This window comes from Exiguobacterium mexicanum (genome assembly GCF_005960665.1).
Lineage (GTDB): Bacteria > Bacillota > Bacilli > Exiguobacteriales > Exiguobacteriaceae > Exiguobacterium > Exiguobacterium mexicanum_A.
In genome coordinates this window covers 1,488,762-1,515,545 of record NZ_CP040676.1, presented here as the reverse complement: position 1 = coordinate 1,515,545, position 26,784 = coordinate 1,488,762, and the positions used below count along the sequence as shown (strand labels likewise).

The 26,784-nt window shown below is 54.1% G+C and carries 32 protein-coding genes; 31 read left to right on the top strand and 1 reads right to left on the bottom strand.

Annotated elements, in window-relative coordinates:
* The first annotated feature begins 64 nt into the window (after positions 1 to 64).
* The 27 genes from prsW (at position 65) to FED52_RS08080 (ending at position 21,765) form a co-directional block, all read left to right on the top strand.
* Positions 65 to 721: a glutamic-type intramembrane protease PrsW gene (prsW, locus tag FED52_RS08210; RefSeq protein WP_138859569.1), complete on the top strand. Its 657-nt coding sequence runs from the start codon at positions 65 to 67 to the stop codon at positions 719 to 721.
* Between the two features lie 20 nt (positions 722 to 741).
* Positions 742 to 1,407: a flagellar brake protein gene (locus FED52_RS08205; protein ID WP_138859568.1), complete on the top strand. Its 666-nt coding sequence runs from the start codon at positions 742 to 744 to the stop codon at positions 1,405 to 1,407.
* Positions 1,408 to 1,481: 74 nt separating this feature from the next.
* Positions 1,482 to 2,159, top strand: coding sequence for a (d)CMP kinase (gene cmk, locus FED52_RS08200; protein ID WP_138860316.1), 678 nt, complete (start codon positions 1,482 to 1,484; stop codon positions 2,157 to 2,159).
* Complete coding sequence (locus FED52_RS08195) at positions 2,156 to 2,779, top strand: lysophospholipid acyltransferase family protein (protein ID WP_138859567.1); 624 nt, start codon at positions 2,156 to 2,158, stop codon at positions 2,777 to 2,779. Before cmk ends, FED52_RS08195 begins: the two co-directional genes overlap by 4 nt.
* Before the next feature lie 140 nt (positions 2,780 to 2,919).
* A complete protein-coding gene (gene rpsA / locus FED52_RS08190) occupies positions 2,920 to 4,068 on the top strand; it encodes a 30S ribosomal protein S1 (protein WP_034777315.1) in 1,149 nt (382 codons plus the stop codon).
* A 129-nt stretch (positions 4,069 to 4,197) separates the two neighbouring features.
* Positions 4,198 to 5,508, top strand: coding sequence for a ribosome biogenesis GTPase Der (gene der, locus FED52_RS08185; protein WP_034777316.1), 1,311 nt, complete (start codon positions 4,198 to 4,200; stop codon positions 5,506 to 5,508).
* Between the two features lie 17 nt (positions 5,509 to 5,525).
* Positions 5,526 to 6,569 carry an NAD(P)H-dependent glycerol-3-phosphate dehydrogenase gene (locus tag FED52_RS08180; protein WP_034777318.1) on the top strand — a complete coding sequence of 348 codons (1,044 nt, stop codon included), beginning with the start codon at positions 5,526 to 5,528 and terminating at the stop codon, positions 6,567 to 6,569.
* An 80-nt stretch (positions 6,570 to 6,649) separates the two neighbouring features.
* Entirely contained in the window at positions 6,650 to 6,850 is a 201-nt protein-coding gene (locus FED52_RS08175) for a DUF2768 family protein (protein ID WP_034777319.1), read from the top strand.
* 3 nt (positions 6,851 to 6,853) lie between these two features.
* Entirely contained in the window at positions 6,854 to 7,564 is a 711-nt protein-coding gene (locus FED52_RS08170) for a YphF family lipoprotein (RefSeq protein WP_138859566.1), read from the top strand.
* A gap of 109 nt (positions 7,565 to 7,673) precedes the next feature.
* Positions 7,674 to 7,946: an HU family DNA-binding protein gene (locus tag FED52_RS08165; protein ID WP_021067196.1), complete on the top strand. Its 273-nt coding sequence runs from the start codon at positions 7,674 to 7,676 to the stop codon at positions 7,944 to 7,946.
* 127 nt (positions 7,947 to 8,073) lie between these two features.
* Entirely contained in the window at positions 8,074 to 8,646 is a 573-nt protein-coding gene (locus FED52_RS08160; RefSeq protein WP_138859565.1) for a heptaprenyl diphosphate synthase component 1, read from the top strand.
* Positions 8,647 to 8,666: 20 nt separating this feature from the next.
* Positions 8,667 to 9,368 carry a demethylmenaquinone methyltransferase gene (locus FED52_RS08155; RefSeq protein WP_034777322.1) on the top strand — a complete coding sequence of 234 codons (702 nt, stop codon included), beginning with the start codon at positions 8,667 to 8,669 and terminating at the stop codon, positions 9,366 to 9,368.
* A gap of 3 nt (positions 9,369 to 9,371) precedes the next feature.
* Positions 9,372 to 10,334 carry a polyprenyl synthetase family protein gene (locus tag FED52_RS08150; protein ID WP_138859564.1) on the top strand — a complete coding sequence of 321 codons (963 nt, stop codon included), beginning with the start codon at positions 9,372 to 9,374 and terminating at the stop codon, positions 10,332 to 10,334.
* Between the two features lie 91 nt (positions 10,335 to 10,425).
* Positions 10,426 to 10,842 carry a nucleoside-diphosphate kinase gene (ndk, locus tag FED52_RS08145; RefSeq protein WP_034777324.1) on the top strand — a complete coding sequence of 139 codons (417 nt, stop codon included), beginning with the start codon at positions 10,426 to 10,428 and terminating at the stop codon, positions 10,840 to 10,842.
* Between the two features lie 117 nt (positions 10,843 to 10,959).
* Positions 10,960 to 11,739: a CheR family methyltransferase gene (locus tag FED52_RS08140; RefSeq protein ID WP_138860315.1), complete on the top strand. Its 780-nt coding sequence runs from the start codon at positions 10,960 to 10,962 to the stop codon at positions 11,737 to 11,739.
* Positions 11,740 to 11,749: 10 nt separating this feature from the next.
* Positions 11,750 to 12,910 (top strand): chorismate synthase, encoded by a 1,161-nt coding sequence (gene aroC, locus FED52_RS08135; RefSeq protein WP_138859563.1) that lies wholly within the window; start codon positions 11,750 to 11,752, stop codon positions 12,908 to 12,910.
* Positions 12,904 to 13,950, top strand: a complete 1,047-nt coding sequence (locus FED52_RS08130) for a 3-dehydroquinate synthase (protein ID WP_138859562.1) — start codon at positions 12,904 to 12,906, stop codon at positions 13,948 to 13,950. Before aroC ends, FED52_RS08130 begins: the two co-directional genes overlap by 7 nt.
* Position 13,951: 1 nt before the next feature.
* Positions 13,952 to 15,202, top strand: a complete 1,251-nt coding sequence (aroA, locus tag FED52_RS08125; protein ID WP_138859561.1) for a 3-phosphoshikimate 1-carboxyvinyltransferase — start codon at positions 13,952 to 13,954, stop codon at positions 15,200 to 15,202.
* Positions 15,203 to 15,238: 36 nt separating this feature from the next.
* Positions 15,239 to 16,510, top strand: a complete 1,272-nt coding sequence (locus tag FED52_RS08120; protein ID WP_138859560.1) for a tetratricopeptide repeat protein — start codon at positions 15,239 to 15,241, stop codon at positions 16,508 to 16,510.
* 24 nt (positions 16,511 to 16,534) lie between these two features.
* Positions 16,535 to 17,068 (top strand): ReoY family proteolytic degradation factor, encoded by a 534-nt coding sequence (locus tag FED52_RS08115; protein ID WP_034777333.1) that lies wholly within the window; start codon positions 16,535 to 16,537, stop codon positions 17,066 to 17,068.
* Between the two features lie 165 nt (positions 17,069 to 17,233).
* On the top strand, positions 17,234 to 17,674 hold the full coding sequence (locus tag FED52_RS08110; protein WP_167491797.1) for a DUF2487 family protein: 441 nt from the start codon (positions 17,234 to 17,236) through the stop codon (positions 17,672 to 17,674).
* A 110-nt stretch (positions 17,675 to 17,784) separates the two neighbouring features.
* Positions 17,785 to 18,288 carry a QcrA and Rieske domain-containing protein gene (locus FED52_RS08105; protein WP_021067208.1) on the top strand — a complete coding sequence of 168 codons (504 nt, stop codon included), beginning with the start codon at positions 17,785 to 17,787 and terminating at the stop codon, positions 18,286 to 18,288.
* Between the two features lie 15 nt (positions 18,289 to 18,303).
* Positions 18,304 to 18,975, top strand: coding sequence for a menaquinol-cytochrome c reductase cytochrome b subunit (qcrB, locus tag FED52_RS08100; RefSeq protein WP_021067209.1), 672 nt, complete (start codon positions 18,304 to 18,306; stop codon positions 18,973 to 18,975).
* A 33-nt stretch (positions 18,976 to 19,008) separates the two neighbouring features.
* On the top strand, positions 19,009 to 19,803 hold the full coding sequence (locus FED52_RS08095) for a menaquinol-cytochrome c reductase cytochrome b/c subunit (RefSeq protein ID WP_138859559.1): 795 nt from the start codon (positions 19,009 to 19,011) through the stop codon (positions 19,801 to 19,803).
* 98 nt (positions 19,804 to 19,901) lie between these two features.
* Positions 19,902 to 20,516: a DUF1405 domain-containing protein gene (locus FED52_RS08090; protein WP_034777335.1), complete on the top strand. Its 615-nt coding sequence runs from the start codon at positions 19,902 to 19,904 to the stop codon at positions 20,514 to 20,516.
* Positions 20,517 to 20,554: 38 nt separating this feature from the next.
* The gene (locus FED52_RS08085; RefSeq protein WP_138859558.1) at positions 20,555 to 21,238 is read left to right on the top strand and encodes a zinc metallopeptidase; all 684 of its coding nucleotides are present in this window, start codon (positions 20,555 to 20,557) and stop codon (positions 21,236 to 21,238) included.
* Positions 21,239 to 21,297: 59 nt separating this feature from the next.
* Positions 21,298 to 21,765 (top strand): GreA/GreB family elongation factor, encoded by a 468-nt coding sequence (locus FED52_RS08080; protein WP_138859557.1) that lies wholly within the window; start codon positions 21,298 to 21,300, stop codon positions 21,763 to 21,765.
* 46 nt (positions 21,766 to 21,811) lie between these two features.
* Here the strand turns inward: FED52_RS08080 and FED52_RS08075 are convergent, their stop codons facing one another.
* On the bottom strand, positions 21,812 to 22,687 hold the full coding sequence (locus FED52_RS08075; RefSeq protein WP_138859556.1) for a YitT family protein: 876 nt from the start codon (positions 22,685 to 22,687) through the stop codon (positions 21,812 to 21,814).
* A 111-nt stretch (positions 22,688 to 22,798) separates the two neighbouring features.
* Between FED52_RS08075 and bshB1 the strand changes: the two genes are divergently transcribed.
* Genes bshB1 through FED52_RS08055 form a run of 4 tightly spaced genes read left to right on the top strand, consistent with a single transcriptional unit; the run spans position 22,799 to position 26,671 of the window.
* A complete protein-coding gene (gene bshB1, locus FED52_RS08070) occupies positions 22,799 to 23,482 on the top strand; it encodes a bacillithiol biosynthesis deacetylase BshB1 (protein ID WP_138859555.1) in 684 nt (227 codons plus the stop codon).
* The gene (bshA, locus tag FED52_RS08065) at positions 23,479 to 24,600 is read left to right on the top strand and encodes an N-acetyl-alpha-D-glucosaminyl L-malate synthase BshA (protein ID WP_138859554.1); all 1,122 of its coding nucleotides are present in this window, start codon (positions 23,479 to 23,481) and stop codon (positions 24,598 to 24,600) included. Before bshB1 ends, bshA begins: the two co-directional genes overlap by 4 nt.
* Positions 24,597 to 25,736: a CCA tRNA nucleotidyltransferase gene (locus tag FED52_RS08060; protein WP_138859553.1), complete on the top strand. Its 1,140-nt coding sequence runs from the start codon at positions 24,597 to 24,599 to the stop codon at positions 25,734 to 25,736. Before bshA ends, FED52_RS08060 begins: the two co-directional genes overlap by 4 nt.
* On the top strand, positions 25,709 to 26,671 hold the full coding sequence (locus tag FED52_RS08055; protein WP_138859552.1) for a biotin--[acetyl-CoA-carboxylase] ligase: 963 nt from the start codon (positions 25,709 to 25,711) through the stop codon (positions 26,669 to 26,671). Before FED52_RS08060 ends, FED52_RS08055 begins: the two co-directional genes overlap by 28 nt.
* The last annotated feature ends 113 nt before the right edge of the window (positions 26,672 to 26,784 follow it).

The window sequence follows — 26,784 nt, the reverse complement described above, 5'->3', positions numbered from 1 at the left end:
CGCGACCTACTTTTTCTTTCCTCTATTTCAGTGTATGCTTAACGTGAGAAAGGAGAGATGCATCATGATTGCAATCGCCTTGTCTGCGGTTGCGCCAGGGTTCGCCCTTCTTTCCTACTTCTATCTCCGGCATGAATTGGAAGCGGAACCGCTCGGCTATGTGATCCGTTCGTTCATCGCCGGGGCCATTCTCGTCTTTCCGATCATGTTCGTGCAGTATGCGTTCGTGGAAGAAGGGGTGCTCGTGGGCCCGTTTTGGAAGGCGTTCGTGGCCACCGCGCTATTAGAAGAGTTTTTTAAGTGGTTCATGATTTATTATACAATATACATACATAAAGTCTTTGATGATTACTACGACGGGATTCTCTATGCGGTCGCCTGCTCACTCGGCTTTGCCACGTTAGAGAATTTTCTATATTTATGGGTGTACGACTCGATTGAAATCGCCATTTGGCGTGCTGTGTTGCCGGTGAGCGGCCACGCGCTGTTCGCCGTCGTCATGGGGTTTTGTCTCGGCCGTGCCAAACATTCCAACCACGAGCGGTTTTGGCTGTTCACCGCTGTCATGGCGGCGACATTGTTGCATGGCATGTTCGACTATATCTTGCTCGTCGAACCGATGAACAAAGTGCCGGCTGTCGTCTACATCGTCGTTCTTTGGATGGTCGCGCTTTTGCTCGTGCGGACCGCCAATCGCTCCAACCATCGCCAGTACAAATAGAATAAAAGGGGAATCGTTTCATGTTAAAAGTAGGACAAGAGTTACGGGTAGAAGTCGAAGGGAGAAAAGAAGGAAAGACAAAAATCGCGGCTATCAACGACCAAGTCGTCTGGATTGAGTCCCCGAGTGAGACGGATACCTTAAAGACGTTTTTCTTGCACGAAGACGAATCGATGCGTGTCTATTTCTTCGTAGGAGAAGAGCAGCTCTATGCGTTTGATACGGTCGTAACGAGACGGGTGAGCGATGCGCAACTGACGCTTCGCTATGCATTCCCGATGCCGGATGAAAAGAAAATCAAGCGCGTGCAGCGCCGTGAATATTTACGTGTCCCTGAAATGATCAATGTGACCGTATCCGCCGAGGACGGCCAGGCGTTCCCATCGTTTGAGACGACGTCGCTCGACGTGTCGGCCGGCGGTATGCGCATCATCTCCAATCGAGCCCCGGTCGCGGTCGACGAGGCCATCATCGTCACGTTCCATATTAATGATGACCGGGGCGTGCTGCAGACGTTCCGCGTCAAGAGCCGCCTCGTACGGATTCACGAACAGGCGGCGAAACAAGAGTTGTCGCTTCGTTTCGAAGAATTATCGCACCGGGACCAGGAAACGATTTTACGTTATTGCTTCCGGGCCCAGCTCGAAGCGAGAAAACGGACGGGCTCTGTATTTTCTTCACGTTAAAAAACTGGTATGATGTTCTCGGAACAAATGACCGAGAGGAGGCGGGTATCGGGATGAGCCGATACCCAATTTTTATGAATAAACCGTTACAGATTGCATTAGATGGACCGGCCGGAGCCGGGAAGAGTACGATCGCGAAAACGCTCGCTAAAAAACTAGGGTATGTCTATATCGATACGGGTGCGATTTATCGTGCCGTCACGTATCGTGCCCTCAGAGACGGGGTCGGTCTCGAAGACGGGCCGAAACTCGCCGAGATGATCGGCAACATGGATTTACGGCTCGTCCCGTCCGAGAACGGACAACGTGTGTTCGACGGCGCCGACGAAGTGACCGACGTCATCCGGACGAGCGAAGTGACGAACAACGTCAGTTTCGTCGCACGCCAGCCGGAAGTACGGGCTGCCCTCATGGATTTACAGCGCGACCTCGCGAGTAAAGGCGGAATCGTCATGGACGGCCGCGATATCGGGACCCACGTTTTGCCGTCAGCCGATTTGAAAGTGTTCATGACGGCGACGGTCGAAGAACGGGCCCGCCGTCGCCACGAAGAGAACGTGGCGAAAGGGTTGCCGAGCGACCTCGGACAGTTACAGCTTGAGATTGCCCTCCGCGACAAGCGCGACTCGGAACGAGAGGTCGCTCCGCTTCGCCAAGCGGACGACGCGCACTATCTCGACACGACCGAGTTGTCGATCGACGGGGTCGTCGAGGCGATCGAGCAATTGATGAAGCAGGTGATTGAACGATGAGACCACTCAACAATGGGCCGTTCGGCATGTATCGTCTCGCGGTGGGCGTCGTCAATATCATTCGCCGGTTGAGTTTCCGCGTCGAATATATCGGACGGGAAAACGTCCCGCTCGACGGGTCGATGATCGTCTGTTCAAACCATCAATCGAACTGGGACCCGGTACTTCTCGCCGGGGCGATGCCGAAACAACGCCAGCTCCGCTTCTTTGCGAAGAAAGAGTTGTTTGAAGTCCCGGTATTGAAACATATCTTGAACCGCGCTGGTCAAATCCCTGTGTCACGCGGAGAAGGCGACCGCCAGGCACTCCGTGTCGTCTTGCAAAAGTTGAAGGAAGACGAGGTCATCTCGATCTTTCCGGAAGGGACACGCTCGAAAGACGGGACGCTCGGAAAAGCCCAGGCCGGAGTCGGGTTCTTTGCGCTCCGCTCGGACGCGTCGGTGCTTCCGGTAGCCATCATCGGCACATATAAGTTCCGTTCGAAGCTTAAAGTCGTGATCGGCAAGCCAGTCGACTTGAGCGGGCTAAAAGCGGAGAAGGCGAGTGCTCAAAACGCGGCCGATTTGATTATGGCGACGATCGGTGATTTGTACATGCAGCATTCACGGAACGTTCGTTAATTTCAGGTTTAATCTCGCGCCAGGAAAGGAACTAACCTGATAACACCTTGACAAATCTTTCGAATTATAAGAAGTTTATACTAGGTGTAAGCGCCTTAGGGCGTTCCTTTTTGTACTCATCGTGAGGGGGTAGTGTTGGAATGGTCGAAGAAATGAAAGATATGCCTGATTTTGAGATTAATCGAGGTCAAATTGTGACCGGTACTGTCGTCAAAATCGAGGACAAACAAGCATTGATCGATATCGGTTATAAGACCGAGGCAATTTTACCAATCAGCGAAGTATCAAGCATGCATTTAGACGATTTAAACGAATCACTCCATGTTAACGACGAAATCCGTGTCAAAGTGAAAAAGGTCACGGACGAAGAGGTGGTCGTTTCGAAGAAAGACGTGGATGCCGAGGCAGCTTGGGATCAAATCGTCGAGAAATTCGAATCTGGCGAAGTGTTCGAGGTCATGGTAAAAGACAAGGTCAAAGGTGGTCTTGTCGTTGACATCGGTATCCGTGGATTTATCCCGGCTTCGCTCGTAGAAAACCACTTTGTCGAAGACTTCTCATCCTACTTGAATAAACCGATTACGGTTAAAGTCGTCGAGATTGACCGCGAGAAAAATCGCGTCATCTTGTCGCATAAAGCGGTTGCTGAAGCTGAAATGAGCGCGAAGAAAGCGGAGACGCTCGAATCGCTCGAGGTCGGTCAAATCATCGAAGGGACGGTTCAACGTCTCACTGATTTCGGTGCATTCGTCGATATCGGCGGCGTCGACGGACTCGTCCACATTTCGGAAATGGCCCATAGCCGGGTAGAGAAACCGAGCGATGTTGTCACTGAAGGAGACAAAGTCAAAGTGAAAGTGCTTGGACTTGACCTCGACAACGAGAAAGTGAAGTTGTCGATCAAAGAGACGCAACCTGGACCGTGGGAATCGGTGGAAGGTAAAATTCAACCGGGCGACGTGATCGACGGGAAAGTCAAACGTCTCGTGACGTTCGGTGCTTTCGTCGAAGTCGCGCCGCAAGTCGAAGGTTTGCTGCACATTTCGCAGATTGCGAACCGACACATCGCGACGCCGTCTGAAGTGTTGTCAGAAGGCCAAGACGTGAAAGTGAAAGTGCTCGATGTCCATCTTGATGAGAAGAAAATCTCACTCTCGATGCGTGCGCTCGAGTCGAGTGATTCGACGCGTGAAGACGCGGACCAATCGCTGCTTGACGAGTATAGTGACCAAGGAGGGTTCTCTGTCTCTGAATTGACAGGAGAAGAGACCTCGGACGATTCTAAATAAGACGGTCGTTCAAGCGGGAGCCAGACTCCCGCTTCTTTTTGTATGGTCACGGAAATAGCGCTGTGATATGATAGTACAGTTGCAATTAGAAACGATCAGTTATTGAATGAAAGTTAGAGAGGTGTTTATATGGGAATTCCAGCAGTGGCCATCGTAGGCCGCCCGAATATTGGGAAATCCACGATTTTTAACCGGATTATCGGAGATCGCGTGTCGATCGTCGATGATAAACCGGGGGTAACACGCGACCGCATTTATGGGACGGGTGAGTGGTTGAACCGTAAGTTTCATTTAATCGATACAGGCGGGATCGAGGTCGGTGATGAGCCGCTTCTCGTTCAAATGCGCCACCAGGCTGAGCTTGCGATCGATGAGGCGGACGTTATCATTTTCATGGTGAACGGACGCGAAGGCATTACAGCGGCAGACGAAGAAGTGGCGAACTTGTTGTTCCGTTCGAACAAACCGATCGTCCTCGCCGTCAACAAAGTCGATAACTTCGAGATGCGCGAACTCATGTATGAGTTCTATTCGCTCGGATTCGGCGATCCGTTCCCGATTTCGGGGACACACGGACTCGGGCTTGGAGACTTGCTCGACAAAGTTCTCGATTTGGCGCCAGATAAAGATGACTATGAATACAATGAAGAAGTCATCCAGTTTTCGCTCATCGGACGTCCGAACGTTGGGAAATCGAGCTTGACGAATGCGATTCTCGGTGAAGAACGCGTCATCGTCTCGGATATCGCGGGGACGACTCGTGATGCGATCGATACACCGTTCACACGGGATGGGCAAGAGTACGTCATCATCGATACGGCCGGTATGCGTAAACGCGGAAAAGTGTATGAATCAACCGAGCGTTATAGCGTCATGCGTGCCCAAAAGGCAATCGAACGTTCGAACGTAGTCCTCGTCGTCATCGACGGCGAAGAAGGCATCATCGAGCAAGACAAACGCGTCGCCGGCCTCGCCCACGAAGCGGGGAAAGCCATCGTGCTCGTCGTCAACAAGTGGGATGCCGTCGACAAAGACGATAAGACGATGAAGAAGATGGAAGAGAAGATTCGTAAAGAGTTCTTGTTCCTCGACTACGCGCCGATCGTATTTTTGTCGGCTCTCACGTCGAAACGTCTTCAGACGTTGCTTCCGGTCATCAAGGAAGTGGCCGAGTCGCACCGTCGTCGGATCTCGACGAGCGTGTTGAACGACGTCATTGTCGACGCGGTCGCGATGAACCCGACACCGACGGACAAAGGACAGCGACTCAAGATCAACTACGCGACGCAAGTGGCCATCGAGCCGCCGACGTTCGTGTTGTTCGTCAACGACCCAGAGTTGCTTCACTTCTCGTACAAACGTTATCTAGACAACCAGATTCGCCGCGCATTTGACTTCACTGGTACACCGATTCATATCGTGGCGCGTCAGAAAAACTAGTAATGGGGGTGCCTTCTATGGCAAAAGTTGCTGTCATCGGCGCAGGGAGCTGGGGAACGGCGTTATCACTCGTCCTCGCTGACAACGGACACGACGTCCTGCTTTATGGACGTGAAGAAGAGCATGTGCATGAAATCAATACCGACCACACGAATTCGACGTATTTGAAAGATGCGCCGTTACCGACCTCGATTCGAGCGACGACGGACTTGGCAGAAGCGGTCGCCGGCCGCTCCATCGTGTTCCTCGTCGTCCCGAGCTCGGCGATTCGTCCGGTGTCTCGTGAGTTGAACGCACTTCTCACAGAGCCGGCCGTTCTTGTCCACGCCGCTAAAGGGATCGAACCGAAGACGCACAAACGTCTGTCGGAGATCATCGCCGAAGAAATCGATCCGGCGAAACGCCGGGCCATCGGTGTTTTGACCGGCCCGACCCACGCGGAAGAAGTGGCGGTCCGTAAATTGACGACCATCACGATCGCCTGCGAGGATTTGGATGTGGCCGATGAGATTCAAGAGTTGCTCACGAACGATCAGTTCCGGGTGTATTTGAACTCGGACGTCATCGGAGCGGAGTATGGTGGTGCCCTTAAAAACATCATCGCGCTCGCTGCGGGGATGACGGACGGCCTCGGTTACGGCGATAATGCCAAAGCGGCCCTCATGACGCGCGGGATCGTTGAAATCGCGCGACTCGGGGTCAAACTCGGTGCCAACCCGGCCTCGTTCTCGGGATTGACCGGGATTGGGGATTTAATCGTCACGGCCACGTCCCAGCATAGCCGTAACTGGCGTGCCGGGAACGCGATCGGCCGTGGTGAAAAACTCGAGGACGTGCTCGGTCATATGGGAATGGTCGTCGAAGGTGTTCGTGCCTGTGAGGCGGCGCATACGCTCGCTCGGGAAGCCGGTGTCGAGATGCCGATCACGGAAGCCCTTTACAACGTATTGTTCGAAGGCAAGAGCCCGCATGATGAAGTACAAAAGTTAATGAGACGCCCGCAAAAGCATGAGATGGAAGAAGTATTCCATTTCGAAGGCGGCGAAGAGCAAAGGGACTGACGTTTTCGTTCAGTTCCTTTGTTTTTTTTGCTACACTTATGTACGGAGAAAGAATTAAAGAGAAAGTCGAGGGGATAGACGTGACACCGTCACTCATCAAGATGTGGATTTCATTTGCGGGGATTGGAGCGTTTGCCATCGCCGCGCTTATGGTGGCAATCAGCCATACGAAGCTATCGGGATGGTTCGCGGCGCTCGTCCGCGTCATCGCATTCGTCATATTTTTATTTGGAACGATCATCATGATTTATGTGGTCGCTTCAGGACCGACAGGAGGATAACACGTGAAACGGATTTTGTTGGTCGCTAGTCTTTTGGCGGCGACCGTGCTCAGTGGATGTATGTTCCCGGACTCGAACCGGGTCGATAACGTGCCGTATGAAGATCAATTGACATCGGTCCAGACGGCCGTTGATTCGTTCAAAGAGACGACCGGTGTCTTGCCAATCAAAACGAAACCGGCTGAAACGCCTCTCATGGAGCGTTACCCGATCGAATTCGCCCGTCTCGTGCCTGGTTATTTGGCCGATCCGCCGGTGAACAGTTTCGAAGGGGGCGGCTTGTTCTTATATGTCCTTGTCGACGCCGAGACCGACCCTACCGTCAAGCTCATTGATTTGCGCGTGACCGAACGGTTGCAAACATTACAGACGAACATTAACGCCTTTCGGGCCAAAGAAGGGAAATTTCCGTTTGACGGGTCGGTCGGCAAGAATCAATTCACGATCGATTATGATCTCATCTTCGTCTCAGAAGAACCGACGGTCCCGAGTCCATACACCGATACCGAGTTGCCAATCTATGTCGACGGGACCGGGCAATTATTTGTCGATTACCGGACCGACCTTGAAGCCGCCCTTGAGAACACGGATGTAGAGCCGAAAGTCGGGGAAGACATTCGGTATTTGCTCTATAATGACTCCCCGTTCGCCCCTGCTTATTCGCAAGGGTACACGATTAATGAACAAGGTGAGGTCGAGTTTTTAAACAACTGATCGTCGGAACGGGTCGAATATGGGCTTTTCACTTAAAAAATGTTGTCATATCAACGTTTGTACGATATGATTAATCCCGTAAACTCCCTGTGAGAGGAGGTGAATCGTGATGAACAAAACTGAATTGATCCAAGCAGTTGCGGAGAAAGCCAACGTTTCGAAAAAAGAAGCTACACAAGTTGTAGAAGCTACATTCGAATCTATCACTGAAGCACTCCAAAACGGTGATAAAATTCAATTGATCGGTTTTGGTACTTTTGAAGTTCGTGAACGTGCTGCCCGTAAAGGCCGTAACCCACGTACGAAAGAAGATATCGAAATCCCGGCGAGCAAAGTTCCTGCCTTCAAAGCAGGTAAAGCGCTCAAAGATGCGGTCAAATAATGTGCAATACATAAGTCGCCGAAAGGCGGCTTTTTTTGTGGTGGAAAGCGAGTTCACATGGCGTGAATGTGACAAAAATGTGCTATACTATGTCAGAATGACAACGAAGAGGACGAGGGGGAATAGCATGGAACAGATGACATACGAAACCGTTGTCACCGACCTTGCTCGTCAAATCGAAGAACGCATGACCCATCCGTATTTGACGAGACACGAGATTGTACCCGCAGTCGACATGCCTTTACTTCGTTGGATGGTCGAGATGATTGAAATCGAATCGAATCAACAACGTCAGCTCGTGCTTGCGACGTATTTTGCGCACCAAGCGCTCGAACTGCACGATCAAGTAAAGGATAGTCCGAACGGATCGCTCGAGCGGCAATTGAAAGTGCTCGCCGGCGATTATGCCTCGGCTCAATTTTATAAAATTCTGGCCCTGTTTCCTGCCGATTATAGCAATTGCTTCGGCCGGACGGTCCAGCTCGTCAATGGGGCGAAATGTACACTTGCGTTAGACGCAGACGTACCTGTCACGACGTGGATGGAAGCGAACTTCGGATTGATCAAAACGTTTTCTGAAGTGATCGGTCAGGCTTACTTGACCGCATACGGAAAAACGATCATCGAACGAAAGGCGGCGGAACTGCGCCAAGAACAACGAGAACAGCTATCGACGCTCCTGGCGCACGCTGTCGCTTAGAACGGAAAGGATGTTACGTATTGCAACCGAAAGAAAAAGAGCAAAAAGTATATGACGTGTTTCAATCAATCTCACCGAGCTACGATACGATGAACTCGATCATCAGCTTCCGTTTGCATAAATGGTGGCGCAAAGCGACAATGCGTCGCATGCAAGTGTTCCCAGGGGCTAAATGTCTCGACGTCTGTTGCGGGACGGCTGATTGGACGATTCAACTCGCCGAGGCGGCCGGGAATACCGGTGTCGTCAAAGGTCTAGATTTCTCCGAGAACATGCTCGCGGTCGGACAAGAGAAAGTGGAAGAATATCCGACAATCGAACTCATCCATGGTAACGCGATGGCATTGCCGTTCGGCGATCACTCGTTCGACTATGTGACGATCGGTTTTGGTCTTCGCAACGTCCCGGACTATATGACGGTGCTCCGTGAGATGCACCGGGTGTTGAAGCCGGGTGGGACGGTCGTCTGTCTCGAGACGAGCCAACCGACGGCACCGCTCTTCAGCGAGCTATATCGATTTTACTTTGGGTCGGTCATGCCACTGTTCGGTAAAGTGTTTGCCGGCTCGTATGATCAATATAAGTGGCTCCAAGAATCGACCGATCAATTCCCGGACCGGTTGACACTAAAACGGATGTTTGAGACGGCAGGATTCGAACAAGTCGAAGTGAAGGCGTTCTCCGGCGGTGCGTGTGCCATGCACTTAGGAAAGAAGTGGTGACCGATGTCTTTGAAGCGACTTTATCGCCACATGAACCGAGAGATTGAACAGATTGACCGGTTCTTGTCGACGCGAGTCCAAACCGATCATCCGGTCATCGAAGCGGCTTCGAAACAACTGTTAGACGCGGGCGGGAAGCGGATTCGGCCGGCGTTCGTCCTGCTTAGCGCCGGATTCGGACAGACGAAAGACATCCGATTGACGAAAGTGGCGGCGAGTCTAGAATTGATTCATATGGCCTCGCTCGTTCATGACGACGTCATCGATGACGCCACATTGCGCCGCGGCAAACCGACCGTCATGGAACGTTACGATGAACGGGTCGCGATGTACACCGGTAATACGTTGTTCGGTGAAGCGATTCGGCTCGTCTCTGAGATCGATTCCCCAGACGTGATGCAAATCATGGCTGAAACGATGGAACTGATCTGTGTCGGGGAGATCAATCAAATCCAAGATCAATATGACTGGGCCCAGTCTCCGAAACGATATCTCGACCGCATCGCCCGCAAGACGGCGCTGTTGATCGAGACGAGTTGTGCGGCTGGTGCCGTCGTCTCGGGAGCCTCTCCTGACGTTGTCAAACAGCTGCGGTTGTTCGGCTATGATATCGGGATGGCGTTTCAAATGACGGACGACTTGCTCGACTTCACCGCAAAAAGTTTCCAACTCGGAAAACCGGTCGGTGAAGATTTGAAACACGGCCATAAAACGCTACCGCTCTTCTATTCAGCGGAAAATCCGGAATTTTTCGATCGGTTGCAACAAGTCAGTCATTCGTCTGATTATGCTTTGACGCACACGCTCGTTCGTGAAGTGCAACGCAACGGGACGCTCGAGCGGAGCCAACGGACGATCGACCGTTATGTGAACCGGGCGATCCGACGTCTTGACGGGTTACCGGACGTGGTCGACAAACGCTCCCTCATCGAGATTGCCGAGTACATCGGGAAACGAAAATGGTAATCGGCACCTTGTAAACCCTTTCAATAATGGTGATGACCGTGTAAACTAATAACGTACATGGTACACAGATCGATTTAGGGGGATTAGGGAAATGGAAAAAACATTTTTAATGGTGAAACCGGATGGCGTGAAACGTGGATTGATTGGGGAAATCATCTCGCGCTTCGAACAAAAAGGCTATACGTTGAATCGTCTTGAATTGTTGACACCATCAGTGGAAGTTGCACAATCGCATTATGCGGAACATAAGGAAAAGCCGTTCTTTGGAGAGCTAGTCGACTTTTTAACGTCTGGTCCTGTTGTGGCGATGGAATGGGAAGGCGAGAATATCGTCGCCGTCTCTCGGTTGATGATCGGGAAGACGAACCCGCTTGACGCACAACCTGGAACGATTCGTGGCGACTTGGCCTCGACGATGTCACAAAACGTCATCCATGGTTCAGATAGCGTGGAGAGCGCAGAGCGTGAATTGTCACTCTGGTTCGCCACTGAAGCATCACACGTTTGATGACGATAAAAGGGACGGGGGCCTCCTGTCCCTTTTTATATTGGGATTGAAGCGCTCTCACTCGTTTTGGCACGACATGATCTAGGAGAAGAGAAAGAATTGAGGTTGGAACTGGTGATAAATGATTATGCCATCTTCGTTAAAAAGTTTTATTTGAAGTCAGGGATCGACTTGAATTTATATAAAGAGGCTCAGATGAAGCGGCGGATGATCGCGCTTCGTGAGAAGAAAGGGTATGCCACGTTCATCGAGTATTTCAAAGCGATGGAAGCGGATCGAGGATTGTACGATGAATTTTTAGACCGCATGACGATTAACGTGAGCGAGTTTTATCGGAACCCCGTCCGCTGGCAGCAGCTCGAGACGGATATCTTACCCGAGCTCATCCGAAAAAGCCAAGGCAAATTGCGTGTCTGGAGCGCGGCCTGTTCGACCGGAGAAGAGCCGTACTCGTTAGCGATGCTATTATCGAAACATTTGTCACCCGCCCAGTTCACGATCATGGCGACGGACCTAGATGATGTGGTGATCGAAAAAGCGAAGCAAGGCAAGTACCATGAGCGGGCGCTCGTCGACTTGCCCCCTGATTTTCGGCAGCGTTATTTCACTCGCCGTGGGGACGACTATTACATCACAGAAGACATCAAGAAGTTGGTGACGTTTAAAAAACATAACTTGTTGGCCGACGTTTACGAGCGGAATTTTGATTTGATCGTCTGTCGCAACGTCTTGATTTATTTCACCGAGGAAGCGAAAGAGAAAGTTTATAAATCATTCCACCGTTCGCTTCGCCCGGGTGGGATCCTTTTCGTCGGGGGCACGGAGCAAATCTTTCAACCGAAACGGTATGGCTACAAGATGAAACAAAGTTTCTTCTACGAAAAATTTGAAGAGTGAGGTGGCGCACATGCGTTATTTGACGGCAGGAGAATCGCACGGTCCCGGACTCTCGATCATCATCGAGGGTGTGCCGGCCGGGCTTGAAGTCGACGTGCAGGCAATCAATGACGAGCTTGCCAAACGGCAATCGGGTTATGGTCGTGGCCGTCGCATGCAAATTGAATCAGACCGAATCGAGGTGAGGGCCGGTATTCGTCACGGGGTGACGACAGGGGCCCCTATTTCGTTTTGGATCGAGAACAAGGACCATACTCATTGGCGGAACGTCATGCAGGCCGAACCGGTCGACGCGGATGTTGAAATCAAGCGTCGCGTCGTCCGGCCACGGCCGGGTCATGCCGACCTCGTCGGCGGACTGAAGTATGACCATCGCGACCTGCGAGACGTGCTCGAACGTTCGAGCGCTCGAGAGACGGCGGCCCGTGTCGCTGTCGGGGCACTCAGCAAGCAACTGCTCGCTGCGGTCGGCATGTCACTCGTGAGCTATGTCAAAGTGATCGGCGGTGTCACGGCCGAGACATCATACGAGTCGCTCGACACGTTACACGCCGCGATTGAGGCGTCGCCGGTCCGGACGATGGATGAGGCGGCAGGTCAGGCGATGATGAATCGAATCGACGAGGCGAAAGCTGCCGGTGATTCGCTCGGCGGTGTCGTCTGTACGGAAGTGCATGGCGTCATCCCAGGCCTCGGGTCGTATGTCCAATACGACCGAAAACTCGACGCGGCCATCGCCCGAGCCGTCATGAGCGTCAACGCGATTAAAGGGGTCGCGTTCGGGGATGGGTTCGAGATGGCGTATCGACCAGGCTCTGAAGTCATGGACCCGATCGCCTATGGCCCGGACGGTTATACGCGGCTGAGCAACCATCTCGGTGGCTTCGAAGGCGGGATGACGACGGGCATGCCGATCGTCTGTACGGCTGTGATGAAGCCAATCCCGACGCTATATAAACCGCTCCAATCCGTCGATATCGATACGAAAGAACCGTTTCTCGCACAAATCGAACGGAGTGACGCCTGTGCCGTCCCGGCCGCCTCGCTCGTCGTCGAGGCCGTCGTCGCGTTTGAGCTCGCCCGCGAGTTATGCGAGACGTTCGGACATGACACGGTCAACCGGATCCAGTCACGTGTCGCCGCATACCGAGAGGAGATTCGGACGTGGTGACGCTCCATGTGAACGCCTCGACCCCGTACGACGTCACAATTGAACGAGGGGACGCCTGGCTCGACCGCGTCCCTTACTTCTCGTGCTCCACCGTCTGGGTGGTCACAGATGAGACGGTCGACCGGTTGCACGGAAGTGAGTTCCGGGACCGGCTCGAGCATAAACATCGGAACGTCGTCTGGTCGATCGTCCGCCCAGGTGACGGCTCGAAGTCGCTCGACACGATCGAACGGCTCGTCACGGACGGATTGACGGGCGGTTGTGACCGGGATACGCTCGTCGTGGCATTCGGAGGTGGCATGGTCGGGGATTTAGCCGGCTTTTTAGCGAGCGTCTATATGCGCGGTGTGCGTTACATACAAGTGCCGACGACGATTCTCGCGCATGACTCGGCCGTCGGCGGGAAAGTGGCGGTGAACCATCCGTTCGCGAAAAATGCGATCGGTGCCTTCTATCAACCGGCGGGCGTCCACTATAACGTGGACCGTCTCGAGACGTTGTCCGCGCGGGACGTCTTGAGCGGGCTCGGTGAATTGATTAAGCACGCCTATCTGTCACGTTACGTCCTCGGTCACTCGTTTGAGACCGAGTTGTTCACAGCTTTGGCACAAGGGCCGCTCGATTGGGAAACGTGGCTCGCACGAGGAATCGAAGTGAAGCGATTAGTCGTCGAGGCCGATGAACGCGAACAAGGCGTGAGGGCGTGGCTGAATTTCGGTCATACGTTCGGCCATGCGTTAGAGTCGGCTGAGGCATACCGGTTGTCGCACGGGGAAGCGATTCTCTACGGGATGGTGTACGCCTTCCTCGTCTCCGGCGACGAGGAACGGGCCGAAACCCTCGCTTCATTCATGAGGCGGGAAGGCATCACAACGGTCAACTGGCAATCGTTTGACACGTATCTCGCAGGCATGGGACACGATAAAAAGAATCGGGACGGGCAGATCCGCTTCGTCCTGCTCGGCGCTGAGGTGACCGTTGCGAGCGTCACGGCCGAGCGACTCACTGGAGCGTTCCATCAAATGAAAGGGTGGTTTTGACATGGGATTGAATGGATTCATACGGGTACCGAGTGACAAGTCGATCACGCATCGCGCTCTCTTGTTCGGGGCCGTGGCGACCGGGGAGACGACGATTTATGATCCACTCCTTGGCGAGGATTGCCGGTCGACGCTCGAGGCGATCCGGCGATTAGGAGCGGACGTCATCGAAGAGCCGGACCGTCTCCTCATCACGGGGGCGAAGACGCTCACATCGGCCGAACTCGATTGCGGGAACTCGGGCACGACGATGCGTCTTTTGACAGGGCTTCTCGCGGGTTACGATGGGGAGTTCACGCTTACCGGAGACGCCTCGCTCTCAAAACGTCCGATGCGTCGGGTGACGGACCCGCTCCGACAAATGGGCGCGGACCTCGACGGGAAGTTCGCCCCGATCCAAATTCACGGCCGGACGCTGGCGGGCATCGATTACACGTTGCCTGTCGCGAGCGCGCAAGTGAAGTCAGCGGTCCTGCTTGCGGGACTTCGTGCGACCGGACCGACAATCGTGCGCGAGCCCGTCTTATCGCGGGACCATACGGAACGCATGCTGCCTTTGTTCAGTGGGCAATTGGACATCACGGCAGAGGACGGTGTCCGAACGATCCGGTTAGCTCCATCCGTGCTCAAGGGGGCCACGGTGGCCGTTCCGGCCGATCCATCTTCGGCTGCCTTTTGGTGGGCCGGGGCGGCGCTCGTCCCGGGCAGTCGCGTCACGACGACCGACGTCTGTTTGAACGAGACACGAATCGGATTTTTACGTACGCTCGAACGGATGGGTGTGAAGACGGAAGTGACGAACGTTCGTTTGCTCGGGGAAGAGTCGGTCGGCGACGTGACAGTGTCGACGAGTACACTTCACGGCATCCGCTTGGACGGGGATGCCATCCCGCACCAAATTGATGAATTGCCGTTGTTCGCTCTCGTCGCGTCGCAAGCGACGAGTCCGTCATCGGTCCGGGACGCGGGCGAACTCCGAGTGAAAGAGACGGACCGGATTCAGACGGTCGTGCACGAACTTTCGGCACTCGGGGTCGATGTGCGCGAAACCGAGGACGGATTTGACGTCTATCCGAGCCGGTTGCACGGGGGTCATGTCTCCTCGCACGGGGATCATCGCTTGGCGATGATGCTCCAAATCGCAGACTTATTGACGACGGACCGTGTGACGATTGAACATGTTGAGGCAGCTGATATAAGTTACCCACGATTCCGTGACGATTTACAACGCCTCGGCCGTAAGATAGAATAACGTCAATACGAGTAGCCGGTAGGAGGAATTATAAACATGTTAGACGAAATAGAATTGAATCATATTATTGAGATGCTCGAGAAAGGTGAGACCGAGCATGCCCTCATGCATCTCGAGTCGCTCGAGAAGGAAGGATCGGACGAAGACCGTCTGGCCATCGCCGACATCTACCTCGAACTCGGGCTCGCCGATCGGGCCGTGAACGTACTCGCGGCACTCTACGTCGACTACGCGGGCAATCCGCACGTCGCCTTGTCACTCGCCGAGGCTTACTTGGACAGCGACCGGGAAGAAGAGGCGATCGCCGTCCTCGAAAAGATTGATACGACAGACAAGGAAGCGCATATGCGCAGCCTCGTCTTGCTCGCTGATCTCTATCAATCTCAAGGGTTGGATGAGGTCGCGGTGAAGAAATTGATGGAGGCGCTTGAGGCGAATCCAGACGAACCGCTCCTCATCTATGGCCTAGCCGAGTTGTATGCGTCGATCGGTTCATTCGAACAGGCGGTCCCGCTCTATGCCCGTCTGCCGCACTTGCGCTTGCCGGAAGAACTCGACTATCAGGCGGACTACGCCGAGGCGCTGACGATGATCGGCTCGTTCGAAGAGGCGCTCAATGAGTATGAGAAAGCAAACGACCGCAACTTGAATACCGTGTTCGGTCACGCGATGACCGCCCATCGCATCGGTCGCGATGAAATCGCCGTGAAGCAGTTCGAGTCACTCCGGGCGATGGACCCGGACTTCACGTCGCTCTACTTGCCTTATACGGAAGCGCTCGACGCGCTCGGCCGCTTCGAAGAGGCATTGGATGTGATCGATCAGGGAATCGACCGTGACGACTACAACGACGAGTTGCGGACGGTGAAGGCGAAGCTGTTCTTGAAGCAAGGGCGGACGGACGAGGCGGTCAAGGAACTCCGGGAAGCGCTCGCGCTGAACCCGGAATCGCTCCAGGCGACCGAGCTCCTCTTATCAGTCTTATTCGAATCGGGTGACATGGAGGCCGTCCTCGAGACGATCGACACGCTCGAAGAGCATTCGACGTCTCCGCTCATGACCTGGTACAAAGCGAAGGCGGCCTATGAACTCGAGGACTACGATCAAGCCGTCACGTTATACGGGTCGATCGAGCAAGTTTATAAAGAGGACGTGTCATTTGCCATCGAATGGGCTACACTATTGATAGAAGAAGGACAGCGTGCCGAAGCGCAACGAGTGCTCGAGCAAACGCTTGCGCTCACCGTCGATGTCGACGACCGCCAAGTTCTGGAGGAGCGGCTCGAACGGTTGACGGACCACGATTAATCGATACAAAGGAGATGGGGTCATATGGTCGAGCGGAAAAAGATGTTCTTAAAGCGATTCCTCGCTCATCATACGCTTCGCAAACGAGAAGCCAAGTGGATTATCGACTACTGGCTCAGACATCCAGAAAAACTCGGGAACGTTCATTTCGTCACGAACGCCTCGGTCTCACCGCGTAGCCTGATCATGACGGCGTACGGTTTTGACGGGGAACCGTTCCGTTACCGCCGGGGTGACCTCATCACGGTCAATCCCGAGAAGGCGTATCACGACATCCGGCTCCATGACGGCGCCATCTACGTGGAGCTCAACTTCCAAGGGATGATGATCGACGAAATGTGGATCGACATCGTTGAATTGAACCCGTTCGAACCCGTGGCCGAACTTAAGGATGAAGTGACGACGTCCGCGCAAACGGTCATCCGGGCCTCGGTCGCCCAGTTCGAGGAAGAACGTCTGCTCGTCGAAATCGACAAGGCGCTCGACCGGCGTGACGAGAAATTGTTCCGCAATTTGACGAGTCAGCTGCATCAAGTGCGAGCCTCAAAATTATTTTAATAAAAACAAGCGCTTCCGTTATGGTCGGCGCTTGTTTTTTGGTATATTAATGACGTAGGAATACACAATAATTTCACATTTCGTTCATAAGTTTCGCATAGGGAACGTTTGTAGGTACGCTACAATGGACATGATGATGTATGTCTGGAGGAGAGGAGGAGGAAGATGAGGTTCGATGGCATAGACGCGATGAAATCGCTGACAGAACGCCAATACGTCGACACGCTCGTCGTCCCACTCGTCGAACTGGCGTTTGATGAGGACATGGTGCGAAAAGCCGAAGGGAACGAAGTCATTCAGGCGGTGGCACTTGAGACCGAACGGCAACTGTCGGGACGGACGATGCTCAGCCCGACACTTAGTTACGTCGACGTGGACGCTGGCCGGGCGACGGCAGAAGCGGTACTCACGAAGGCGGTGTCCTCTGGGTTTTCCCACGTGTTGTTCATCTCCTCGGATTTGCGTTTCAAAGGGTCTGAACTGCCGATTATGTTTGTTCCGCCGCTTGCTTTAAAAGGCATGTCCGGCGAGCAGTCGCACACGATGGTTCAAAATTTTGCGACGCAAGTCATTACCGATCTTTCGAGCCGTTGGATGGCGACATGAAGCGGTTGACGTGGAGGTTTTATTGATATACTATTTTGGTGAGTGAGAAATTTTTGTGAAGAATGCATAAAGAATTATGGGGTTATGCACACGAATGAGGGGGGAACGAAATGGCTCAAAATGGGTCAAAAGTCACACGCCGTCAGTTCTTAACGTATACGTTGACTGGTGTAGGTGGCTTTATGGCGGCAACATTGATCAGTCCGATGGTCAACTTTGCGATCGATCCGGTCTTAAAAAAATCGGGAGCGGGCGATAAAGTAAAAGTCATCAGTCTTGATGACATCACGACTGAGCCGCAACGTGTCGACTTTAAGAAACAAACGCAAGATGCTTGGTATGAATTTGAAGAAACGCTTTCGGCGTGGGTATTTAAAGATGAGAGCGGCGAGATCATCGCCTTGTCTCCGATCTGTACGCACCTCGGCTGTCAAGTAGGATATGGTGGAGACCCGACTCGACCGACAGAGTTCTTCTGCCCGTGTCACTTCGGTCGCTATGAGAAAGATGGAACGAACATTCCTGGTACGCCTCCGACTGCACCACTTGCACGCTACGAAAAAGAAGAAAAAGACGGCTTCCTATACTTGGGCAGTCCAGTCGCACAGTTGTGAGAGGGGGAATAGTCGATGTTACAAAAAATTTATGATTGGGTCGATGAACGCGTCGACATCACGCCGTTATGGCGCGACATCGCTGACCATGAAGTTCCAGAACACGTCAACCCTGCCCATCACTTTTCAGCATTTGTTTATTGCTTCGGCGGTCTGACGTTCTTCACGATCGTGATTCAAATTCTGTCAGGGATGTTCTTGACGATGTACTACGTACCAGACATCATCAACGCGCACGCGTCGGTGTATTATTTACAAAACGAGATCGCACATGGACAAATCGTTCGTGGGATGCACCACTGGGGCGCATCGGTCGCCATCGTCATGTTGTTCTTACATACGCTCCGCGTATTCTTTACCGGATCGTATAAGAAACCGCGCGAACTCAACTGGGTCGTCGGTGTTCTCTTGTTCTTCGTCGTCTTGGCGCTCGGTCTTACAGGGTACTTGTTGCCGTGGGATATGAAAGCGTTGTTCGCGACGAAAGTTACGCTTCAAATTGCCGAGAGTGTCCCGGTCATTGGTGGCATTGCCAAGACGCTTCTCGCCGGTGGTGAGATCGTCGGCGCACGGACGCTCACGAACTTCTTCGCCATTCACGTCTTCTTCTTACCGGCGGCCTTGTTCGGACTCCTCGGAGCCCACTTCTTGATGATTCGTAAACAAGGGATTTCAGGACCGCTATAAGCCGATTCGAAGATATAAAGGGGGAGAAACGATATGCATCGCGGTAAAGGGATGAAATTTGTAACCGACTCTCGAGTAGGAATCTCGAATCGGAAACAAAATATTGCTAAAGACTATTCAGAGTATCCAGGACGCACGGAAGCGTTCTGGCCGAACTTCTTGTTGAAAGAGTGGATGGTCGGTTCGGTCTTCTTGATCGGGTTCATCGCCTTGACAATCGTCGAGGCACCACCGCTCCAAAACATCGCCGATCCAACGAACACGTCTTACATTCCGTTACCGGACTGGTATTTCTTGTTCTTGTATCAATTGCTCAAATACCAATTCGCAGCAGGGGACTGGATCCTTCTTGGGACGGTCATCTTGCCAGGGGTCGCTTTCACGGCGCTCTTGATCGCACCATGGCTCGACCAAGGACTCGAACGCCGTCCGGCGAAACGTCCGGTCGCCATCAGCTTCATGCTTCTCGGCGTCTTGTCGATTTTCTACTTGACGTGGGAATCAGTTCAAACGACACATTGGGATCAAGTGCATGAACAAGGAATCTTGGAAGTACCGGGCGAGGGCCCTGAAATCGATACGGCCGCACCAGGTTACGAGATTTACTCGGCGCAGTCATGTGTGAACTGTCACGGTCAGAACCTCGAAGGCGGGGCAGCAGCTCCTGCACTCGTCGGCACAGCATACACGGCTGAAGAGATCGCGGATATCGCGGTCAACGGTGTCGGTACGATGCCGGCCGGCCAATGGGACGGTTCGGATGAGGACCTCCAAGCCATGTCTGAATTCATCGCTTCATACGGTGAAGGCGGAGAAAACAACCAATAAACGATTGGTTCAAGAAGTGTGACCCGTCAAACGGGCACACTTCTTTTTACTTTCGTTTCGTTGCGCTACAATGAAGAAAAAAAGGATGGAATTCTCGAATGATACATATGTTGCGCCCGATCCTGACACACCGGCTCGTGTTAGGACTACTCTTTCTCATCAATCTGCTCGGCACAATCTACGGGTACGTCTGGTATGAGCCCCAGCTTCGCGATACGCCGCTCATCTATTGGCCGTTCGTACCGGACAGCCCGACGGCCTCGCTCTTCTTCACGATTGTGCTCGGCCTATGGCTCGCCGGAAAGAAGTCGCCGCTCATGGAGACGCTCGCCTTCGTGACGCTCATCAAGTATGGGGTGTGGGCCGTCATCATGAACCTCTTGTTCTTGCGGGAACTCGGACCGGACGCGGAGACGTTCACCGTGCTAATGGCGGTCATGCTGATGGTGTCGCACGGAGCGATGGCGTTCCAGGCGCTGTTGTATGCACCGTTCATGACATGGACGGTTCGTTCGTTCGTTTTGACGCTCGTCTGGGTCGTCCACAATGACGTCGTCGATTATGTGCTCGGCCAATGGCCGCGCTATCCGTCGCTCGCCGAGCATATCGCCTGGATTGGTTACGGTTCGTTCTGGTTGACGGGAATATGTTTTTTTATGGGATACCACCTCATCCTGCGCACTTCACTTGATAATAAGTTCATAAGAATGTAAAATCAGGGTATCAAATACACGCAGAGGTGATAGAGAACATGTCATTAGGTGGCTATATTTTCTATCTTGCACTGATTATGCTCATCCCATTATGGGCCCAGATGCGAGTGAAAAGTACGTACAAAAAATTTCTTCAACAACCGATTCAAAGCGGCGTCACCGGCGCCCAAGTCGCTGACTTCATCATGAAACAAAACGGCGTCAACAACGTCCGCATCGAGATGGTCGACGGACTGATGAGTGACCATTACGATCCGGTCAATAAAGTCGTCCGTCTCTCACGTGAAGTGTATCAAGGCTCGACGATCTCATCGGCTGCGATTGCGGCCCACGAGATCGGCCACGTCATTCAAGATGCGACCGACTATAAGATGATGCGTGTCCGCCACCGGCTCGTGCCGGTCGTGAACATCACGTCGAACTTGTCGTTTCCGCTTCTCTTAGGTGGTTTCTTGCTCGGCGCGATGGGCCTCGCCCAACTCGGTGTCATCATGATGCTCGGGGCGGTCGTGTTCCAACTCGTCACACTCCCAGTCGAATTCGATGCCTCGAAACGGGCCATGGCTGAACTGACGAGCCACGGAATCGTCACGGCAACCGAAGAGTCGGGTGCGCGCAAAGTGCTCAACGCGGCAGCATGGACGTACGTGGCGGCAACGCTCGTCGCCGTCGCCGAATTGATCCGCTTGGCACTCATCGTCTTCATGCCACGTGATGAGTAGAATCAACGGTCCCGTCTCGCGACGGGACTTTTTTTATCATGTTTGGAAAGGGGACCGAGATGTCAAAACCACAGTTGACGAAGGCGGGTCGTCTGCGTCTGATCGAACAACTCGAGACGCTTCGCATCGAGGGTCGGCGTGAAGCGCTCGAACGTGTCAAGGCGGCCCGGAAATTTTGTGACTTTCGAGAAGATGTGACGTATTTTGACGCAGTGCGTGAACAAGAGCGGATCGAGACGAAAATCAGCGAACTAGAGCGGACGCTCGCCGATGCCGTCGTCGTGGAAGAGGAAGCGACTGCCGGAGAGGTTGGATTCGGCGACACGGTGACGTTGCGAGAACTGCCGGATGGTGACACCGAGACGTACCAAATCGTCGGCGAGCTCGAGGCTGATCTGGCAAACGGGTCGATCTCCGCGACATCACCGCTCGGCAGTGGTTTGATGGGAGCTACCGTCGGTCAAACCGTCTCCATCGCTTCACCGGGCGGCACGCTCACGTTTGAGATTGTCCGCATCGAACGATAATGAAACAACGCCCCGTTCATTCGAACGGGGCGTTGTGCGTCGTGACTTATTTCAAAGGAATCCGGTTCTCATCGAACGTGAAGCCTTCACCACCGACCTCATAGACGTGGTGGAACGTGACGAAGGCGTGCGGGTCGATCTGTTTGACGATCGTTTTCAACCGGTTCACTTCGTTCCGCCCGACGACGACGTAGAGGACTTCAAGTTCCTTGTTCGAATAGCCGCCTTTGGCGAGAAGACGGGTCGTCCCGCGGTTCATCGTGGCGTGGATGCCGTCGGCGATGGCCGTGCGATGGTCGCTGATAATCATAGCGGCTTTCCCGGCATACGTCCCTTCCTGCATCGAGTCGATGACGCGGGCCCCGATATAGACGGCGAGGAGCGTATACATCGCCTCGCGAATATCGAGATACGTCAAACTGAGGACGATGACGAAAAAGTCGAACACGAGGAACGTCTTGCCGATTGACCAGCCGACGTAACGTTGCACGAGCCGGGCAATGATGTCGACGCCTCCGGTCGTACCGCCGTTATTGAAGATGATCCCAAGACCGACACCGATGAACAGGCCGGCGAACAAACTCGCGAGCACCATGTCGTCCGTCAAATCGATGACGAGGTTTGAGTACTTGGCAATGAGGGCGTACCAGAGCGAGAAGCTGAACGTCCCGATGAGCGTGTAGATGAACGTCGTCCGCCCGAGCAGCTTATAGCTGACGAAGAAGAGCGGGATGTTGAGCGCCAAGTTCGTGATCGATGGCGACCAATCGAACAAGCCCCGCAGAATCAAGGTGATGCCTGTGAAGCCGCCTTCCGCCAAGTTGTTCTGGACGTTGAAGTGGTAGACGCCGAACGCGAAAATAAAGGAACCAATCAAAATGAAGAATATATTGCGAAACCGAATCGGTAATTGTACCGTCATCTGGTTCACCTCCCATCTAGTAGCGTACTCGAAAAACCTCTCGATTGCCTACCCTGAACATATGACAATCGAGACGGAGTCCGATATACTTTTCACAGAAGAGGTGATTTTATGAAAATAGTAGCAATTGGGGCCCATCCGGACGACATTGAGATTGGCATCGCCGGTATGACCGCCCAATGGACCGAGGACGGGGTCGAGGTCCTATACGTCGATTTGACGAGAGCCGAACTGTCATCGAACGGGGACGTCGTCACCCGGGGGAAAGAAGCCGAGATGGCCGACCGTGTGCTCGGCATCCGGCGTGTGAACCTCGGTTTTCCAGACCGGGGTTTGACAGGGGACAATGAACAAGTCGAGGCGCTCGTCCGTTTGATTCGGACCGAACGTCCGACACATGTCTTCTATCCATACGGCGTCGACCGCCATCCTGACCACGGGGCTTGCGCCCGACTCGTCGAGGAGGCGCTCTTTAACGCGGGAATCCGTAAATTTATGCCGGACGTCGCCGCGTATCGACCGGCGAGCGTCTATCAATATATGATCAACGCCCATACGACGCCTGACGTCTGCATCGACATCACGGCGACGATCGAACATAAACTAAACGCTTTACGGGCTTATGCCAGTCAGTTCACACCGGTCGACGGTGTGGCGACGCCGCTCACGGACGCCTATCTCGATCGGGTGTTGGCACGGGAACGTCATTTCGGCAGTTTGATTGGCACGGAGTACGCCGAAGGGCTCATGACGACCCGTCCGTACGTTGTCACGAAGGCGGGTGAGCTCGCATGAAACTACGCATCGGGGTCCTTTGTTATCCGTCGGTCGGAGGTTCGGGCATACTCGCCACCGAGCTCGGCATGAAGCTCGCCGACCGGGGGCATGACGTTCATTTCATCACGTCGAGCATCCCGTTCCGACTGAACGCCTATCATCCGAATATCACGTTTCACCAAGTCGAGATCAACCAGTACTCGGTGTTCCGCTATCCGCCGTACGACATCACGCTCGCCTCGAAAATCGCGAGCGTCATCCAGGCGTTCGGCCTTGATGTCATTCATGCCCACTACGCGGTGCCGCACGCTGTCTGTGCCGCCCTCGGCCGCGAGATGGCCGGGACGAAGACGCCGATCGTGTCGACGCTCCACGGGACCGATATCACCGTGCTTGGGGAAGACGAGGAACTCAAGCCGGCCATCCTTTATGGGTTGCGTCAATCGAACGCGATCACGGCCGTCTCGGACAGCTTGAAACAAGAGACGCTCGAGCGGATCGGGTCCGATTTGTCGATTGACGTTATCCATAACTTTATCGATGAGGCCGTCTATCAACCACAGGCCGATACATCGCTTCGCGAACGATACGGTTTATCGGAACAGGACCGGGTCGTCATCCATATCTCAAACTTCCGTCAAGTGAAGCGAATCGACCTCGTGCTCGAATCGTTCCAGCAGATGAACGTGCCGCACAAAAAACTGCTCCTCGTCGGTGACGGTCCGCTCATGGGAGCGATGCGCCGTCTCGTGAGCGAGATGGGGCTTGAAGAGCAAGTCATCTTCGCCGGGAAGCAAGAGCAAGTGGCGGCACTTCTATCGATGTGCGACGTCCATATCCTATTGTCGGATAAAGAGGCGTTCGGCCTCGTCGCCCTCGAGGCGATGGCGACGGGTGTACCGTCGGTCGTCAGCGATGCGGGCGGATTGCCGGAAGTCATCACCGACGGCGTGGAAGGGTTCGTCGTCAAACGTGGCGACGCGCTCGCGGCGACGAAAGCGCTCGAAGCGATCTTGCTCGACCACGAGCTCCATGCACGCTTCCGTGCGAACGGGCTCGAGCGGGCCAAACAGTTCGCCTCGGCCGATATCGTCACGGCGTATGAATCGCTTTATGAACAGGTGGTGGGACGATGACGGAATGGGAATACGCCAAACGAATCATCGAGACGATCAACGCCCACGGCGGCGAAGCGTACATCGTCGGGGGTGCCGTCCGTGACTATATGCTCGGTACGCTTCCGGATGATATCGATATCGCCACGTCGCTCTTCCCGGACGAAGTCATGCGCTTGTTCCCGAAATCGGTACCGACCGGGATTGACCACGGCACGGTGACGGTCATCCTCGACCATCATCCGTTCGAAGTGACGACGTTCCGCTCGGAAGGGACGTACTCGGACTCGAGACGACCCGACCATGTTTCGCTCGGCGTCTCGCTTGAAGAAGATATGAAACGGCGTGACTTCACCATGAACGCGATGGCGTTTCACGACGGCAACGTCGTCGACTTGTTCGGCGGACGGATGGACCTCGAGGCACGTGTCATTCGGACCGTCGGCAGCCCCTATGAACGCTTCAACGAGGACGCGCTCCGCATCATGCGGGCGTTCCGCTTCATGGCCCAACTCGATTTCCGGCTCGACGAAGACGTGCAACGGGCCTCACGCGAACTCGGCCACAAACTGCAAGACATCGCGATGGAACGGGTCGCCATCGAGTTCGAGAAGTTGATGATGGGCCCGGCATACCGAAAGGCGCTCGCGGCGATACTTGACCTCGGCATCCATCAATACTTGCCGAACGTCACGGAGACGCTCATCCGCCATGTCATCGCCGACAAGCGGACCCCGGTCGACCCGGTCGGGGGCTGGGCGTTGTTCGTCTATTATGCTGACGCCACCGATTGGCTGACACCGTGGAAACGCTCGAACGCACTGAAGCGGGAGGCGGGCGTGCTCGCGCGTCTGTTCGACAGCGGGCTCGACACGTTCACCATCTATGAGACGACGCCGGAGACGCTAGCGACATACTTGCGGATGTCCGGACGAAGCGAGACGGCCGAACAGTTGAAGCGGCAGTTGCCGATCCAGTCGCGCCGGGAACTCCGATTCGATGGTCGCGATGCGCTACATCTCGGTGCCCGGGGACCGCTCATCAAACAGCTGCTCGCCCACGTTGAGCGGCTCGTGCTCATTGGCGAGCTCGCCAATGAGCCGGAATCGTTACGAAAGGAGGCCGAACAATGGCTTCGACACGCGGAAAAGTCTTAAATCTGTTGCAGGACGGGGCCGTCTGGAGCGGTCAAGAGTTGGCCCGCCAATTAAATATTTCACGTACCGCCATTTGGAAGCATATCGAGACGTTAAAACAAGACGGGTATGCGATTGAAACGATTCCTCGAAAAGGGTATCAATTGTTCGGTCAGACCGACCGGCTCGATGAACCGGCGTTCGTATCGTTCCGAAAAGGGCGGTTCGGACAAGTCGTCCATGCGTTTGAGCAAATCGACACGACCCAACGCATCGCCCATGAATTGGCGCAAAAGGGCGTCCTCGAAGGAACGCTCGTCATCAGCGAAGAACAGACAGCGGGCCGAGGCCAACTCGGCCGGAACTGGTATAATCCGAGCCACGTCAATATCGCGGCGAGCGTGATTTTGCGGCCGGCGTTGCCGATTCGAGACGCCTCGAAGCTGACGCTCATGGCGGCGAGCGCGTTCGCGCGCGCCCTGCACGCGCAAGGCATCCCGGCCACCATCAAATGGCCGAACGACTTGTTGCTCAACGGGAAAAAAATCGGCGGCATCCTGACCGAGATGCAGACGGAGGGTGACCGGATTCAAGCCGTCATCCTCGGCTTCGGGATGAACGTCAACAGCGAGGTCATCCCGGAAGAGCTCGCGCATCGGGCCACATCGATCAAACTCGAGACGAATCAGACGCATCGCAGAAGCGAGCTGCTTGCCAACTTACTCGCCGAGCTTGAAAGCGAATATGACTTGTTCCTTGAGTCTGGGTTCGGCCCTGTGCGCAAGCATTGGCTCGAGCATGCCGCTTATCTGAACGAATCGATCACGTTGACGGCGTCTGGGAAGTCAAGAAGCGGGACGATGCGCGGCATTTCAGAGGATGGGGCACTCCTGTTGGAACATGAAGGAACGGTCGAACCGATTTACTCTGCCGAGATCGCAGTTTGGAATGATTGATGGAAACGGGTTCGTGGTCTATAATGAATGTGCCGGACGCTATCGCTCGCGAAGTGTACCAGTACTGCAGACCGTCACTACATTTTTTTGTCTGCCTTGATCATTTTGACAGG